Genomic DNA, 15022 nt, shown 5'->3' with positions numbered 1-15022 from the left:
GCCCGCGACCGAGTGCGTAGCGCTCGCAAAATCTGCGAAACGCTGAAAATTTACGACTGCTAACGCAGCCGGTCGCGGGCAAGCGCGCTCCTACGAGGGGCCGTGTTCCAGGCAGGACAACCGCCCATCTCAACAATCAAAACAAGAGAGAGCCGCCATGACACCGCAAGACCTTGAGCATTTACAGCAGCATCCCGATTTCATCGAACTGGTGCGGCGCAAGCAGCGCCTGACCTGGTCGCTGACCCTGATCATGCTGGCCATCTACTACGGCTTTGTGCTGGTCATGGCCTTTGCCCCGCAGGTACTGGGCAAATCGCTCAGCGGCGGCATTACGACCTGGGGCATTCCGCTGGCCATCACCGTGATCGTGCTGTCGTTCGTGCTCACCGCGTTTTACGTGCGCCAGAGCAACAGCGTGATCGACCCGCTGGCCGCCAAGCTGTTGCAGGAGACTCGTCCATGAAGGCCGTTCACCTGTTTGCACTGACCGGCGGCCTGTTGCTCAGCGGTGCAGCGCTGGCTGCGGAACCAGCGGCGCGGCCTTTAAACTGGCATGCCATCGGCATGTTCTTTGTCTTTGTGCTGTTCACCCTGGGCGTGACCCGCTGGGCAGCGTTGCGTACCCGTTCGACCAGCGACTTCTACACCGCCGGCGGCGGCATCACCGGTTTTCAGAATGGCCTGGCGATTGCCGGCGACATGATCAGCGCGGCGTCCTTCCTGGGGATTTCGGCGATGATTTTCATGGCCGGCTACGACGGCCTGCTGTACTCGCTGGGCGTGGTGGCGGCCTGGCCGATCATTCTGTTTCTGATTGCCGAGCGGCTGCGCAACCTGGGCAAATACACCTTTGCCGACGTGGTGTCGTACCGACTGGAACAGACCCCGATCCGCATCACCGCCGCCTTGGGCACGCTGATCGTGGCGTTGATGTACCTGATGGCGCAGATGGTCGGCGCCGGCAAGCTGATCGAGCTGCTGTTCGGCATCTCGTACCTGCAAGCGGTGTTGCTGGTCGGCGTACTGATGGTGTTCTACGTGACCTTCGGCGGCATGCTCGCCACCACCTGGGTGCAGATCATCAAGGCGGTGATGCTGCTCTCGGGCACCACCTTCATGGCGTTCATGGTCTTGCGCCACTTCAATTTCAGTCCCGAGGCGATGTTTGCCGGCGCCGCTGCCGTGCATGCCAAGGGCGTGGCGATCATGGCGCCGGGCGGCATGCTCAGCAACCCGATCGACACCCTGTCGCTGGCCGTCGGCATGATGTTCGGCACCGCCGGCCTGCCGCATATCCTGATGCGCTTCTTCACCGTCAAGGACGCCAGCGAAGCGCGCAAGAGCGTGCTCTACGCCACCGGCTTCATCGGCTACTTCTTCGTGCTGCTGATTATCGTCGGCTTTGGCGCCATCGTCATGGTCGGCACGGATCCTGCGTTCCGTAACAGCGCCGGCGCGATCATTGGCGGCGGCAACATGGTCGCGGTGCACCTGGCGCAAGCGGTGGGCGGCAGCCTGTTCCTGGGCTTTATCTCGGCGGTGGCGTTCGCCACCATCCTGGCGGTGGTCGCAGGCCTGGCACTGTCTGGCGCATCAGCCGTGGCTCACGACCTGTATGCCTGCGTGATCCGTAAGGGCAAGGCCACCGAGCGCGAAGAGATGCGCATGTCACGCCTGGCTACGCTGGTGATCGGCGTGCTGGCGGTGATCCTCGGCATCTTGTTCGAATCGCAGAACATCGCCTTCCTGTCCGGGCTGGTGCTGGCGATTGCCGCGTCGGTGAATTTCCCGGTGCTGTTCCTCTCGATGTTCTGGAAAGGCCTGACCACCCGCGGCGCGGTGGCCGGCAGCCTGGCCGGCTTGATCTCGGCGGTGGTGCTGCTGGTACTCAGCCCCGTGGTGTGGGTCAAGGTCATGGGCAATGAAAGTGCGCTGTTCCCGTATTCGAACCCCGCGCTGTTCTCGATGACCTTTGCCTTTGTCGGCGCCTGGCTGTTCTCGGTCACCGACCAGTCGGCCCGCGCCCAGGCTGAACGTGGCCGCTACATGGCGCAGTTCATTCGCTCGATGACCGGCTTTGGCGCAGCCGGCGCCAGCCAGCATTGATCAGATAGCCCCCAGGGCACCTCTAGAAACGTAGGCGAGGCAGTCAGCGCAAGGCAAAAACAGGCGAAAAAGCGGAGTTTACGGGTTGTAAATGAGCATTTTGAGCCTGTTTTTAACGCAGAGATGGCAACGCAGGTAGTTTTTAGAGGTGCCCTCCAGACGGAATAAGAATAATGCACACGATCCGCATCACAGCTTCACTCCTCGCCGCTGTCAGCGCCAGCATGGCCGGCAGCGTCAGTGCCGCCTTTGTCGAAGACAGCAAGGCGACCCTGGAAATGCGCAACTTTTATCTGAACCGCGATTTCCGCCAGAGCAATGCGCCCCAGGCCAAGGCCGAGGAATGGGCGCAGGGCTTTACCGCCCGCTTCGAGTCCGGCTTTACCGAAGGCCCGGTCGGCGTGGGTGTCGATGCAATCGGCGAGCTGGGGATCAAGCTCGACTCCAGCCGTGATCGGCGCAACACCGGCTTGCTGGCGTTCGACCCGGCCAGCGGTGAGCCGGTCGACGAGTACAGCGAACTGGGCGTGGCGGCCAAGCTGCGGGTGTCGAAAACCGTACTGAAAGTCGGCACTCTGCAACCGATGCTGCCGGTGGTCACCTACAACGACACGCGACTGTTGTCGTCGACCTTTCAGGGCGGCCTGCTGACCTCGAAGGAGATCGACGGCCTGACCGTCAATGCCGGGCGCCTGACCCGCGCCAATTTGCGCGACTCGTCGAGCCGCGACGACATCGGCTATGGCGCGGCCAGCAGCGATGCCTTCGACTTTGCCGGCGGCAGCTACGCGATCAACCCGACGCTGACCGCCAGTTACTACTACGGCAAGCTGGACAACATTTATCGCCAGCACTTCTTCGGCCTGGTACACACCCAGCCGCTGGGCGACAGGCTCAGCCTGCGCAGCGACCTGCGTTACTTCGACAGCGGCAACGACGGCCAGCAGCGCGCCGGCAAGATCGACAACCGCAACCTCAACGGCATGTTCACCTTGAGCCACGGCGCGCACAAAGTCGGCCTGGGCTTTCAGCGAATGTCCGGCGACAGCGCTTTTCCGTTTCTCAACGGCGGCGACCCGTATTCGGTGAACCTGGTGACGTTCAACACCTTCACCCGCGCCGAGGAAGATGCCTGGCAGCTGCGTTACGACTACGACTTTGCCAGCCTCGGCGTGCCGGGCCTGACCTTCATGACCCGCTATGTCGACGGTCGCAACGCACGCACCGCCAGCGGCGACCATGGCGAGGAATGGGAACGCAACACCGACCTTGCCTACGTACTGCAAAGCGGCCCGCTCAAAGGCCTGAGCCTGCGCTGGCGCAACCTGACGTTTCGCTCGGGCAACGGCCTGAGCACCGACCTTGATGAAAACCGCCTGATCGTCGGCTACACCCTGGCGCTTTGGTAAGGCACACGACCTGGCAGGAGCATGTTTTGCCTTGGGGCGCACTCGGACGACCGAGTGCGCTAGCACTCACAAAATTTATGAAACGCTGAAATTTTACGACTGCTAACGCAGCCGGTCGCGGGCAAGCGCGCTCCTACGGGGGGCGCCGTCCTTGAATGATTGGAATTACACACGGAGACATCCTGATGAGCAACGCCCCTACCCTGCAAAGCTTCATCGGCGGCCGCTGGATCGGCCAGCATGGCGCCTCGGTCCTGCGCAGTGCCATCAATGGCCAGGGCATCGCCCGCACCCATGAAGAATCTCTGGATTTCGGCGAAGCGCTGGATCACGCCCGCGGCCAAGGCCTGAGCCAGTTGCTGGCACTGGATTTCCAGCAGCGCGCCGCACGCCTGCGTGACCTGGGCAAATACTTGCTTGAACACAAAGAGCAGCTGTACGCGCTGTCGCTGCACAGCGGCGCCACGCGCGGCGACAGTTGGGTCGACATCGAAGGCGGCGCCGGCACCCTGTTCGCCTACGCCAGCCTGGGCCGGCGCGAGTTGCCGTCGGGCAACCTGGTGCATGAAGGTCCGGCGATGCCGCTGGGCAAGCTCGGCAGTTTTGTCGGCAGCCATATCCTGGTGCCACGCGGCGGCGTCGCCGTGCACATCAACGCCTTCAACTTCCCGATCTGGGGCATGCTGGAAAAATTCGCACCGAGCTTTCTCGCCGGTATGCCGTGCATCGTCAAGCCGGCCACCGCCACCAGTTACCTGACCGAAGCCACCGTGCGCCTGATGCACGCTTCCGGCCTGTTGCCGGCCGGCAGCCTGCAACTGATCGTTGGCGGCACCGGCGATTTGCTCGACCGCCTGAATGGCCAGGACGTGGTGACCTTTACCGGTTCTGCCGACACTGCCGCCAAGTTGCGGGTCAACGCCAACCTGATTCGCCAGTCGGTGCCGTTCAATGCCGAAGCCGACTCGCTGAACTGCGCGATCCTGGCCCCGGAAGTCACTCCGGACGACCCGGAGTTCGAGCTGTTCATCAAGGAAGTCGCGCGGGAAATGACGGTCAAGGCCGGGCAGAAATGCACGGCGATCCGCCGCGCCATCGTCCCGGCCAGGCACATTGATGCGGTGGCTGAAAAGCTGCGCGAGCGCCTGGCCAAAGTAGTCACCGGCGATCCGTCGGTAGAAGGCGTGCGCATGGGCCCGCTGGCCTCTCACGCCCAGCAAAGCGATGTCGCCGAACGGGTCGAAGCGTTACTGGCCAGCAGCGATCTGCTGCTCGGTGCCGGCGATGGTTTTGCCCCGCGCGGTGACGGTGTGACCGAAGGCGCGTTCTTTGCCCCGACCCTGCTGCGCAGCCGCAACCCGCACGCTGAAGGTGGCGCCCACGACATCGAAGCGTTCGGCCCGGTGAGCACGCTGATGGCCTATGACGACCTCGACGAAGCCATTGCCCTGGCCGCACGTGGCAAGGGCAGCCTGGTCGCCAGCCTGATCACCAAAGACCCGAAAGTCGCTGCCAAAGTGGTGCCGGCCACCGCCGCGCTGCATGGCCGGCTGCACATTCTGGACCGCGAGTCGGCCGCCGAATCCACCGGCCACGGCTCGCCGCTGCCGCAACTCAAACACGGCGGCCCGGGCCGCGCCGGCGGTGGCGAAGAGCTCGGCGGCCTGCGCGCAGTCAAGCACTACCTGCAACGCACGGCGGTGCAAGGCTCGCCGAGCATGCTGATGGCGGTCACCGGCGAATACGTGCGCGGTGCGGCGCTGTATGAAACCGAAGTGCACCCGTTCCGCCGTTACTTTGAAGACCTGCGCATCGGTGAGTCGCTGCTGACCCACCGCCGCACTGTCACCGAGGCAGATCTGGTCAACTTCGGCTGTTTGTCGGGCGACCACTTCTATATGCACTTCGACGAGATCGCCGCCAAGGAATCGCAATTCGGCAAGCGCATTGCCCACGGCTATTTCGTCCTGTCGGCGGCTGCGGGCCTGTTCGTGTCACCGGCACCGGGCCCGGTGCTGGCCAACTACGGGCTGGACACCTTGCGCTTTATCAACCCGGTCGGCATCGGCGACACGATTCAGGCGCGCCTGACCTGCAAACGCAAGATCGACCAGGGCAAGCTCAGCGCCAAGGACGAACCGCAAGGCGTGGTGGCCTGGGATGTGGAAGTCACCAACCAGAACGGCGAACTGGTGGCCAGCTACGACATCCTGACGCTGGTGCTCAAACATCCAGTCTGAACACCGCATGCTTCACGTAGGAGCGGTTTTAACCGCGAATGGCATCACCGCGATTTTGTGGCGTCTGCTTCCCGACTAAAGTCGGTCCTACGATCCTGCGGGCATCCAGATTTTACGTAAGCACATCCTGCGCCCCGACCACTTCCACGCGGTCGCGGTGCTGTTTGGCGCGGTACAGCGCGTGGTCGACGGTGTTGAGCAAGGCATCGAAGCTCTGGTTCGGCAGGCTGGCATCGGTCTGCGTCAGGCCGGCACTGAAGGCGATGCGCAGCGGCAGTGCCGGGTCCAGTTCACGGCTGGCCAATGCCTCGCGCAGGCGGGCCATGAACACCTGGGCCTGCTGGATATCGGTGCGCGGGAACAGCAACAGAAACTCCTCGCCGCCCCAGCGCACGAACACATCCGAATGGCGCTTGAGGGAAAACACCGTATCGGCAAAGACCTGCAAGGCACTGTCGCCCACCGCATGGCCGTACTTGTCGTTGATGTTCTTGAAGTTGTCGAGGTCGATCATCGCCACCGCCATCGGGTTGCGGCCCAGCATGGCCTGCGCCCATTCCTGATTGAGAATCGCCTGTGCCCCACGGCGGTTCAGCGCGCCGGTCAGCACATCGGTGATGCTCAATTTCAGCGCCTGCATGCGCAGTTGCTCTTGCAGCATCAGGGCAAAACCCAGGGTCAGCAGGAACGAGACGACAAAGTCCACCACCAGCGCCATGCGCGAAGGCATGTCCGGCTCATCGAACGGCAAAGGCGGAATGGGCTCGACCAGCAAACCGATGGCCGACCAGGCGTGAAAGCCAAACGCAAAGGTCACGGTCATGATGATTCCCCAGACGCCCCGGTACTGTGAGCGCAGCTTCAGGCACACCCGCAGTTGAAAAACCGCTACCAGCATGGCCATGCCCGAGAACCACGGCAGCACCCATGAGGTGTTGAGCAGGATCAGCGCGCCGGCCAGGTAAACCAACGGTGGCACCGCCACCAAGCGTGCCTGCACGGCAGGCGTGCCGGGGTCGCCAAGAAAATACCGCAACGCCAGGGTATGAAAGCCGATGCTGGTGATCAGCAAGCCGGTGCTGGCCAGAAATGCCGCCTGTGGCGAGAGGATTTCCAGCCACGACAGCTGCGGCATCAGCAAGCCGGGCTGGAGCAATTCCGAGACGCGGTAGCTGGTGTTGAGCAGCTCGCCGAGCAGCCACCAGTGCAAGGCCGTGCTGCTGCGGCCGGGTCCGACGTAGGACAGGCAAAGCAGCAAGGCGGTCATGATCCCGAACGGTATAACGATCAGCAGCAGGGAAAAGGGATCGCTGAGTAGCATAGAAGTGGCTTTACCAGGGACGGATCGCAGATAAGCCCGAATTATGGCAGAGCGCCATGATTCTGGCTCTTACCGGCCGCCAGATAGATTGGCGTCGTGTAATCGCCCTATGCAAAACCTGCGCCCGCCCACAGAGCCCGGTTTTCTATAGCTCGACCCGATTGCGCCCACCTCGCTTGGCCTTGTACAGCGCGGTATCGGCCTGGCTGTAGGCCGCGTCAAAACGGGTACCGGCCGGGCTGGCGCTGACGCCGAAGCTGGCAGTGACGCGGCGGTTTACCGGCGCGGGAAACACATGCCCGGCAATGGCGGCGCGCATCGCGTCGGCCAGTTCCAGGCCTTGCTGCAAATCGCCGGCCGGCAGCAGCACGGTGAACTCCTCGCCACCGACCCGGCCGATGATCCCGCTCTTGCCGACGATACGGTGCAGGCATTCGACGATGCCGCGAATCACCGCGTCGCCTGCCGGGTGACCAAAATCATCGTTGACCTGCTTGAAATGGTCGACGTCCAGCACGATCAGTACGGCACCGGTGCTTTCCAGCACACGCTTGGCCCGCTCGATCACCGCGCCACGGTTGAGCACGCCGGTCAACGCATCATGGGTGGCGCGAAACTCCAGTTGTTCGGCCAGGGTCTGCAATTGAAGATTGAGCGCGTTCATCTCGCGCTCTGCCCGGTCGCTGCGGGTGATCAGCCTTCGGGTTTCGCGGATCAAGCGCTCGAAGTGGCCGGTCAGTTCGGTCAACGACTGGCGATACAGCGCTGCATCAGCATCGGCCTGCGCCAGGACCGAGCGGGCATGCAGCAAAGCGTCGGTCTCGCCACTGAACAGGTCCACGGTTTGGCCCGCCTGAACATTGGCGGCAGAACCTGCAGTTGCCATAACCAAACTCCTCGGGAAGCAAAACGGGTTATGAAACCGAAACCGGATGATCATTGAAGGTCAAGGCGGTGAAGTCCGCCTGCAACTCTTCGCCGAACTCGAAAATGGTTTCATCCTCTTCATCGTGATACCAGTTGACCACGATCGGGTTACCCGCCTGGGCCGCGTTGTCGAGGGTGTCGAAAATGCTGAACAGCATTTTGGTGCTGGAGCTGTTGAAGTAGGCCAGGGCAATGTTGGCGGTAATCGTCACGCCTGAACATTGCGCCAGAAAATCCCGCAGTTGCTGAACCACCGGCGCATAGAACGCCGCCGCGTTTTCCGGGTACGACTCGCCCTTGAGGCTCAGCAGGTGCTGGTCGAAACGGAAATCGACTTCCGGCGAGGTGGCAGTGGCTTCGATGAAAAAGTTATCCATGGCAGTCAATCATTCCTTCAAATAGTGGCTTTGAGGCAGAACAAGGTGGTGTCAGGATCTTGTGGCCTTGGCTGGAAGCTGTACTCCAGAGGCGCGCTGGCATCGCGGGCCATGGTCAGGAAACCCAGCCCCGCGCCTTTGCTGCCCTCCGGCGTTTCAGCACGCAGCGACACCTTGTACGCCTGCTTTATTTCTTCGACCGACATCCCGCGCAAAGGCTCGAGGCTGGCGCGCAAGCGCTCGACTTCGCCGCTGGCCACCGGGTTGGCGCAGAGCATCATGAAGCGTTCGTTTTCAGTGCTGATGCACACCGCGCCCTGGCGCAGGCCCGGTGCATCGCTCGATGGCTCGCCCAGTGCATCGGCCGAGTAATGCACGATGTTCTGCGCCAGTTCGATAAACGAAGAGAACAGCTTGCGCCGCGTCGGGCCGCTGACGCCGGAGACTTCCAGTTGCAGCTTGACGACTTCGGCCATGGCCGAGACGACGCTGTGGGAGAAGTAACCCATGTGGTAGAAAATCACGTTGCGCTGTTGGGCAAAGTCGAAAAAGCTCATGTCCTGCTCCGCTGTGGCGCCTGGCAAATTAGTCATCAACACTCCTGAGACGCGCGCAAAAGAAAGTCAGATCGTCGCGCCGGTTCTGTTCGCCCTGCCACTGGGCCAGGGTGTGCAAAAGCTGCTGGCCGATCTCGGTGGCTGGTTTTTCGCTGTGCGCCAGCAACGACTCGAACACCCGGCGCTTGCCAAAGGCGATACTTTTCGCGCCACCAATCTGGTCGGTCAGCCCATCGGTTGCGATAAACATCAGGCTGCCGGGGTACACCGGCACCGTGTGCAAATCCCATTGGTAATCCAGTGCGCTGTCGACATAACCCACGCCCATGCGCTGGCCAGCAATCACCTCGAACTGCCCGGCATCGGGGTGCAGGACCTGCAACGACAAGCGCGCGCCGGCAAAGCGCACGGTCCAGGTGTGGGTATCGAACCAGAAGAACGCGGCATCCAGGCCGTCATCCGATTGCGGCGTACCGTCGCCGTCCTGGCTCTTGTCCTGGCCGAGCATGGTCTTGACGCTCTTGTTCACCGCCGAAAGCAAGGTGGCCGGGTTGCGCGGGCCGAATTGATCGAGCGCCTGGCCCAAGGCCGAGGAAGCAATCAGGGTCATGAACGCGCCCGGTACGCCGTGGCCGGTGCAGTCGGCAATCGCGCCGAACCAGCCATCGGGGTACTGGCAGAAATGATAAAAATCGCCGCCGACCACATCGCGCGGCTCCCAGACCAGCGCCGCATCTGGGAGGATCGTCGCCAGTGCATCGCGTGAGGCACGCAGCATGGCGCGCTGAATGACGCTGGCGTATTCGATGCTTTGCATCATCTGGTGGTTCTTTTCCGCCTGCATGGCGGCGACCACGGCGATCAACTGCAGGCCATTGCCGAGCCCGGCGAAACGCCCTTCGCGGGTGACGATAAAGCCATCAGCCAGCGCCTTTTCACCGAACTCCACGGTCTTGAAGGTCAGTTCTTCGATGCTCATGCCGGCATCGACGATCAACGGTTCCTTGTCCATGAAAGCGATGCAGCTCTTCTTGTCGTACAGCTCGCGGTGGTAGAGCTTGCTCATCTGCGACATGAAGATATTGCGGTTGATCAGGCCGATCGGCCGCTGTTGCTCGACCACCGCCAGGCACACCAGCTCACGCTGCACCGTGAAGATTTCCATGACTAGCGAGTTGGGCGCATCGGCGTCGATGGCCGGCACGTCATTGCACAAATCGCCGGCACACTTGTGGTCCCTGGGCAGTCGGGGACGCATGAATTGAAAATGCTCTGCTTTCATTGCCGGGCCATTGCGCGTGCGTAAATCGATGACCCTATACCGGCGATGTTAAGTTGATATTACAAAGTGTCAGGCGCCGTCTGCATCGCCGCCTGGCACCAGGGTGTCGAGCAACCACGCGCCCGCCGGTCCCAGGCTGCGTTGCCGCGACCAGATCACGTCGACCGCCGAGCTGCGCGGCCAGCCGGGGACGTCGAGTTCCTTGAGCCGCCCGCCGGCATAGCCGGACACCAGCCAGCGGGGCAGCGCCGACCAGCCGAAACCGAAGGCGGCCATGTCCATCAGCAGCAAATAGTTGGGCGCCGACCACTGGCTGCAATTGCCGGCCGGCAGGTCGTCGGTGGGAATGGTGTGTTCGACCAGGGTGTTGAGGCGCAAGGCGCGGTATTCGGCCAGTTGCTGGTAGTTGACCGTTGCATGCGCCGCCAGCGGGTGTTTATGCGCCACGAACAGGCCAAAGTCGGCGCACTCGGCGATGGTCGCGTGGCCGATTTCAGGCGGGTAGCTGGCCTGCGCCGAGAGCAGCCCCAGACAGGCACGCCCGGTCTGGATCAGGTTGACCGCATCGCCATGCTCGGCAAACACGCATTCCAGTTCCAGGTCGGGGAAGCGCTGGTCCAGCTCGCCCATGCGCACCTCGAATTCGGCGAACTGGTTGGCATCGGACAACACCAGGGTCAGACGCGGCTCGATGCCCTGCGCCAGGCGCGCCGCCGTGCGTTGCAGGCGGTCGGTGGCGCACAGAATGTCTTCGACGCGCACCAGCATGGCCTTGCCGGCCTCGGTCAGTACCGGCTGGCGCGCCGAGCGGTCGAACAGCTCAAGGCCCAGATCGATCTCCAGCCGGGCAATGGCTTCGCTAATGGTCGACTGGCTCTTGCCCAGGCGCCGCGCGGCGGCACTGAACGAGCCCAGCGCATTGATCTGCACAAAGGCTTCAAGGGCTTCGGGGGAATAACTCATGGCATGCGCCTCCATCGGTTTTGCCGATGGTAACCATTTTCTGTTTGGCGTGATAACCGATGACAATCGAGCCTCTTTCATTCGACGGTGCTGCTGCCATGACCCCGACTCATCACGCCTTGCCGGCCAAGACCCTCAAAGAGCGCGTAGTGCACGCGCTGCTGTTCGAAACGATCGGCGTATTGATCTGCGCACCGATGCTGGCCTGGTTGCTGGGTCATTCGCTGGGCAGCATGGGCGCGCTGACGCTGATGATCTCCACGGCCGCCATGCTGTGGAACATGCTGTTCAACACCCTCTTCGACCGGCTGCGCAACCGCCTGGGCTTCGACATGACCCTGGGCGCGCGGGTGGTGCATGCGCTGGGTTTTGAAGGCGGCCTGATTCTGGCGGTCGTGCCACTGGCGGCCTGGTGGTTGTCGATCAGCCTGTGGCAGGCGTTCTGGCTGGACATCGGCGTGCTGCTGTTCTTCCTGCCGTACACCATGGCCTTCAACTGGGCTTATGACCTGCTGCGCGAGCGTGTGCTGCGCGACAAATCGCTGGCTGAATGCCGCAACTGATCCGCTCAATGTCAGAAGAGCTGTATGGGCCGCTGTATCGGGCTTTGCGGCACACTGCCCCGATCAACAATCAACAAGGAGCAGACTCCGATGAGCACAGAAATCATCAAGCTGGCGGCGTTCAGCGATGGCGATCAGGGCGGTAACCCGGCAGGCGTCTGGATCGGCGAGGCGTTGCCCGATGAGGCAACCATGCAGCGCATTGCTGCTGAAGTCGGCTTTTCCGAAACCGCCTTTGCCGCACCGCAGCAAGAGGGCTGGCGGGTGCGCTATTTCTCGCCGCTGGCCGAAGTGCCGTTCTGTGGCCATGCCACCATCGCGCTGGGCGCGGCCCTGGCGGCGCGTAACGGTGACGGCGTATTCGACCTGCAACTGAACCAGGCACGCATTACCGTCGAAGGTCATGCCCAGGGCGAACTGGTGTCGGCGGCGCTGCAATCGCCGCCCACCCACAGCGCACCGGCCAGCGAGGCCTTGCTGGAAGAAGCACTGGCGCTGTTCGGTTATCGCCGCGATGAACTGGACCTGCGCATCCCGCCGGCCGTAATCAACGGCGGCGCCGGGCATCTGGTGCTGGCGCTGAACAGCCGCGCCGCGCTCAAGGCCATGCACTATGACCAGCAGAGCGGGCGCGAGCTGATGGTCCGTGAACAGTGGGCAACCATCGTGCTGGTGTACGCCGAAAGCGAGCAGTCGTTTCATACCCGCAACCCGTTCGCCTTCGGCGGCGTCTACGAAGACCCGGCCACCGGTGCCGCCACCGCCGCGCTGGCCGGTTATCTGCGCGACATCGGCTGGCCGCATGGCGGCGTGATCGACATCCTGCAAGGCGAAGACATGGGCAGCCCGTCACGCCTGCGGGCCGAGATCACCGACCAGCCCGGCAGCTCGATCCGTGTGTCGGGCATGGCGCGGTATTTGTAACCCTCAAGCCTTCAGCCGGCTGCCGCTGGCGGCAACGCCCAGCAGCATCACCGACACGATCAAAAATGCGGTACCCAGGCTGCTCAGGTGGGCAATAAAGCCGATCGCCGCCGGCCCCATCAGAATCCCGGCGTAGCCCAGCGTGGTCACCGCCGGGATCGCCACGCTTTCAGGCATGGCGGTCTGCCGGCCGGCGGCGCTGTAGCACACCGGCACAATGTTCGAGCAACCGGCGCCGACCAGCGCATAGCCCAGCAACGCCGCTTCCCAGGCCGGCACCAGCGTCGACAACGCCAGCCCTGCCGCCGCCAGCAGCCCGCCGAGAATGATCACCCGGTTGGGCCCGACCCGGCGCACGATGGCGTCGCCAAACAGGCGGCCCAGGGTCATGGTCACGGCGAACACGGCGTAACCCAAGCCTGCATAAGCGGTGTCCATGCCGCGCACCGAATTCAGGAACACGGCGCTCCAGTCGAGCATCGCGCCTTCGGCAAGAAACACGGTAAAGCACAACAAGCCGATAAACAGCACCACCCCGTGCGGGATGGCAAACGCCGGACCCTCGGATGAGCTGCCATACGGCAGCAGGTGCGGCATGGCCTTGAGCATCGTCAGCAAGGTCAGCACCACCACCACGACAATGGCGATGAGCGGCGTGGCGCCCAGGCCCAACAGCGCACTGACACCCGCCGCGCCAGCAATGCCGCCGAGGCTGAACAGGCCATGAAAGCCCGACATCATGGTCGTGCCGCTCTGGCGCTCGACGATGACCGCCTGGATATTGGCCGTGCAATCGACCCCGCCCATGCCGACACCGAACACAAACAGCACCGCCACCAGCAGCGGCAAGCTCGACACCGACGCCAGCAAGGGCAGGCACAGGCAGATTAGCAACGTCGAGCCGACCAGCAACCGACGGCAACCCCAGCGCGCGGCCAAAGCGCCCGCCACCGGCATGGCGCTGATCGAGCCGACGCCCAGGCACAGCAGCAACAGGCCGAGCATGCCGTCGTCGAGCCCGACCCGCGCCTTGGCGTAAGGCACCAGCGGCGCCCAGGCAGCCATGCAGAAACCGGCGATGAAAAACGCCAGGCGGGTCGCGGTCTGTTGCTGGCGAGCGGTGCTGCCGGCAGGTGCGGCAGCGGTTTCGAAAGAGGTCATTCAGGCTCCTTGGTGATGCCCGTCCATGACACGTGGGCAAGCGGGTGAGACTAGCAAAGCTGGCGTCTGTTCAACATTGCTGCAGCCCTGAAAAGAGGCAGCGAAACGACGCATGTGAAGGTTTCTCCGACAACCTGCACCGAAATAGGCTACGCGACTGTTCTGAATCGCGAACACTGCCTAGAATACGCGCACCTTTGCCCCGATTCGGTGCAAGCCTCCCTTTGATCTATTCCCAAGAGTCTGTCGTGCAGAAAGGAATTGCGCTGTCGGTACTGGCTTCCTGCTTGTTCGGGGTCATGTACTTCTATACCTCTTTGATGACCCCGCTGACCGGCGAGGAAATCTTCGGCTGGCGCATGCTGCTGACCGTGCCGTGCGTGACGCTGTTCATGCTCATCAGCGGCGACTGGCCGCTGGTGCGCGCCCTTGCCGTGCGCCTGTGGCGCCAGCCGGCGCTGGTGCTCGGCATCGTCGGCTCTTCGGTGCTGCTGGGCGCGCAGTTGCTGCTGTTCATGTGGGCGCCGCTGCACGGGCGCAGCCTGGAAGTCTCGCTGGGCTATTTCCTGTTGCCGCTGACCATGATCCTCACCGGGCGCCTGGTGTATGGCGAACACCTGTCGTACCTGCAAAAGGTCGCGGCGGCGTTTGCCACGTTCGGCGTCGGCCATGAAGTCTGGCGGCTGGGCAGTTTCTCATGGGAAACCCTGGTGGTCGCCATCGGCTACCCGCTGTACTTCGTGCTGCGCCGGCGTCTTAAAACCGACAACCTCGGTGGCCTGTGGTTCGACATGCTGTTCATGCTGCCCATCGGCCTGTGGTTCATTGCCAGCGGCAACCCGGCGGCAGCGCAACACACGCCCATGCTGTACCTGTTGATTCCGCTGCTGGGCGTGATCAGCGCCTCGGCGCTGGTCAGCTACATCATCGCCAGCCGCATACTGCCGTTCAGCCTGTTCGGCCTGCTCAGTTATGTCGAGCCGGTGTTGCTGGTCGGCGTCGCGCTGCTGCTGGGCGAAAGCATCGGCGGCGACGAGTGGCTGACCTACATTCCGATCTGGCTGGCGGTGCTGGTGCTGATCATCGAAGGCGCCAAGCACATGCTCGCGCAACGCCGCCGCGACCGGGTTTGATGGTTAAGCCCATGCGACGGGCCGCACACCGCACTTTGTCGCTGATACAACGCTGT

14 protein-coding genes are annotated in these 15022 nt (G+C 63.0%); 7 read left to right on the top strand and 7 right to left on the bottom strand.

Annotated features, from left to right (window positions below):
• Positions 1-157 precede the first annotated feature (157 nt).
• From ACYAS9_RS06050 to paaZ, 4 genes are all read left to right on the top strand, one after another.
• Entirely contained in the window at positions 158-466 is a 309-nt protein-coding gene (locus ACYAS9_RS06050; protein ID WP_463567412.1) for a DUF485 domain-containing protein, read from the top strand.
• Positions 463-2109, top strand: a complete 1647-nt coding sequence (locus tag ACYAS9_RS06045) for a cation acetate symporter (RefSeq protein WP_463567411.1) — start codon at positions 463-465, stop codon at positions 2107-2109. Before ACYAS9_RS06050 ends, ACYAS9_RS06045 begins: the two co-directional genes overlap by 4 nt.
• 224 nt (positions 2110-2333) lie before the next feature.
• On the top strand, positions 2334-3518 hold the full coding sequence (locus ACYAS9_RS06040) for an OprD family porin (protein WP_463567420.1): 1185 nt from the start codon (positions 2334-2336) through the stop codon (positions 3516-3518).
• Positions 3519-3703: 185 nt separating this feature from the next.
• On the top strand, positions 3704-5758 hold the full coding sequence (gene paaZ, locus ACYAS9_RS06035) for a phenylacetic acid degradation bifunctional protein PaaZ (RefSeq protein ID WP_463567410.1): 2055 nt from the start codon (positions 3704-3706) through the stop codon (positions 5756-5758).
• A gap of 112 nt (positions 5759-5870) precedes the next feature.
• Here the strand turns inward: paaZ and ACYAS9_RS06030 are convergent, their stop codons facing one another.
• The 6 genes from ACYAS9_RS06030 to ACYAS9_RS06005 form a co-directional block, all read right to left on the bottom strand.
• Positions 5871-7079 (bottom strand): GGDEF domain-containing protein, encoded by a 1209-nt coding sequence (locus ACYAS9_RS06030; RefSeq protein ID WP_463567409.1) that lies wholly within the window; start codon positions 7077-7079, stop codon positions 5871-5873.
• Positions 7080-7224: 145 nt separating this feature from the next.
• A complete protein-coding gene (locus ACYAS9_RS06025) occupies positions 7225-7965 on the bottom strand; it encodes a GGDEF domain-containing protein (RefSeq protein WP_463567408.1) in 741 nt (246 codons plus the stop codon).
• 28 nt (positions 7966-7993) lie between these two features.
• Positions 7994-8383 (bottom strand): DUF1987 domain-containing protein, encoded by a 390-nt coding sequence (locus ACYAS9_RS06020; protein WP_463567407.1) that lies wholly within the window; start codon positions 8381-8383, stop codon positions 7994-7996.
• Between the two features lie 17 nt (positions 8384-8400).
• Entirely contained in the window at positions 8401-8976 is a 576-nt protein-coding gene (locus ACYAS9_RS06015; protein WP_463567406.1) for a SiaB family protein kinase, read from the bottom strand.
• Positions 8969-10198 (bottom strand): SpoIIE family protein phosphatase, encoded by a 1230-nt coding sequence (locus ACYAS9_RS06010; protein WP_463567405.1) that lies wholly within the window; start codon positions 10196-10198, stop codon positions 8969-8971. The genes ACYAS9_RS06015 and ACYAS9_RS06010 overlap by 8 nt, the downstream gene beginning before the upstream one ends.
• Before the next feature lie 93 nt (positions 10199-10291).
• Complete coding sequence (locus tag ACYAS9_RS06005; protein WP_463567404.1) at positions 10292-11185, bottom strand: LysR family transcriptional regulator; 894 nt, start codon at positions 11183-11185, stop codon at positions 10292-10294.
• A 98-nt stretch (positions 11186-11283) separates the two neighbouring features.
• Between ACYAS9_RS06005 and ACYAS9_RS06000 the strand changes: the two genes are divergently transcribed.
• Entirely contained in the window at positions 11284-11748 is a 465-nt protein-coding gene (locus ACYAS9_RS06000; RefSeq protein WP_463567403.1) for a multidrug/biocide efflux PACE transporter, read from the top strand.
• A gap of 90 nt (positions 11749-11838) precedes the next feature.
• Positions 11839-12672 (top strand): PhzF family phenazine biosynthesis protein, encoded by an 834-nt coding sequence (locus ACYAS9_RS05995; RefSeq protein WP_463567402.1) that lies wholly within the window; start codon positions 11839-11841, stop codon positions 12670-12672.
• A 3-nt stretch (positions 12673-12675) separates the two neighbouring features.
• On the opposite strand, the gene ACYAS9_RS05990 is transcribed toward ACYAS9_RS05995, so the two are convergent.
• Positions 12676-13833, bottom strand: coding sequence for an MFS transporter (locus ACYAS9_RS05990; RefSeq protein WP_463567401.1), 1158 nt, complete (start codon positions 13831-13833; stop codon positions 12676-12678).
• Between the two features lie 248 nt (positions 13834-14081).
• Between ACYAS9_RS05990 and rarD the strand changes: the two genes are divergently transcribed.
• On the top strand, positions 14082-14966 hold the full coding sequence (gene rarD, locus ACYAS9_RS05985; RefSeq protein ID WP_463567400.1) for an EamA family transporter RarD: 885 nt from the start codon (positions 14082-14084) through the stop codon (positions 14964-14966).
• Positions 14967-15022 lie beyond the last annotated feature (56 nt).

Source organism: Pseudomonas sp. HP_08 (genome assembly GCF_055284095.1).
The sequence above is the reverse complement of the archived record's forward strand: the minus strand, read 5'-3'. Positions and strand labels throughout refer to the sequence as shown.

Bases quoted from the DNA above. Each gene is read 5' to 3' on its own strand.
- ACYAS9_RS06025 (WP_463567408.1), bottom strand. From the start codon at position 7,965: ATGGCAACTGCAGGTTCTGCCGCCAATGTTCAGGCGGGCCAAACCGTG.
- ACYAS9_RS06050 (WP_463567412.1), top strand. From the start codon at position 158: ATGACACCGCAAGACCTTGAGCATTTACAGCAGCATCCCGATTTCATC.
- ACYAS9_RS06030 (WP_463567409.1), bottom strand. From the start codon at position 7,079: ATGCTACTCAGCGATCCCTTTTCCCTGCTGCTGATCGTTATACCGTTC.
- ACYAS9_RS05995 (WP_463567402.1), top strand. From the start codon at position 11,839: ATGAGCACAGAAATCATCAAGCTGGCGGCGTTCAGCGATGGCGATCAG.
- ACYAS9_RS06045 (WP_463567411.1), top strand. From the start codon at position 463: ATGAAGGCCGTTCACCTGTTTGCACTGACCGGCGGCCTGTTGCTCAGC.
- ACYAS9_RS06000 (WP_463567403.1), top strand. From the start codon at position 11,284: ATGACCCCGACTCATCACGCCTTGCCGGCCAAGACCCTCAAAGAGCGC.
- ACYAS9_RS06040 (WP_463567420.1), top strand. From the start codon at position 2,334: ATGGCCGGCAGCGTCAGTGCCGCCTTTGTCGAAGACAGCAAGGCGACC.
- ACYAS9_RS06015 (WP_463567406.1), bottom strand. From the start codon at position 8,976: ATGACTAATTTGCCAGGCGCCACAGCGGAGCAGGACATGAGCTTTTTC.
- ACYAS9_RS06020 (WP_463567407.1), bottom strand. From the start codon at position 8,383: ATGGATAACTTTTTCATCGAAGCCACTGCCACCTCGCCGGAAGTCGAT.
- paaZ (WP_463567410.1), top strand. From the start codon at position 3,704: ATGAGCAACGCCCCTACCCTGCAAAGCTTCATCGGCGGCCGCTGGATC.
- ACYAS9_RS05990 (WP_463567401.1), bottom strand. From the start codon at position 13,833: ATGACCTCTTTCGAAACCGCTGCCGCACCTGCCGGCAGCACCGCTCGC.
- ACYAS9_RS06005 (WP_463567404.1), bottom strand. From the start codon at position 11,185: ATGAGTTATTCCCCCGAAGCCCTTGAAGCCTTTGTGCAGATCAATGCG.
- ACYAS9_RS06010 (WP_463567405.1), bottom strand. From the start codon at position 10,198: ATGCGTCCCCGACTGCCCAGGGACCACAAGTGTGCCGGCGATTTGTGC.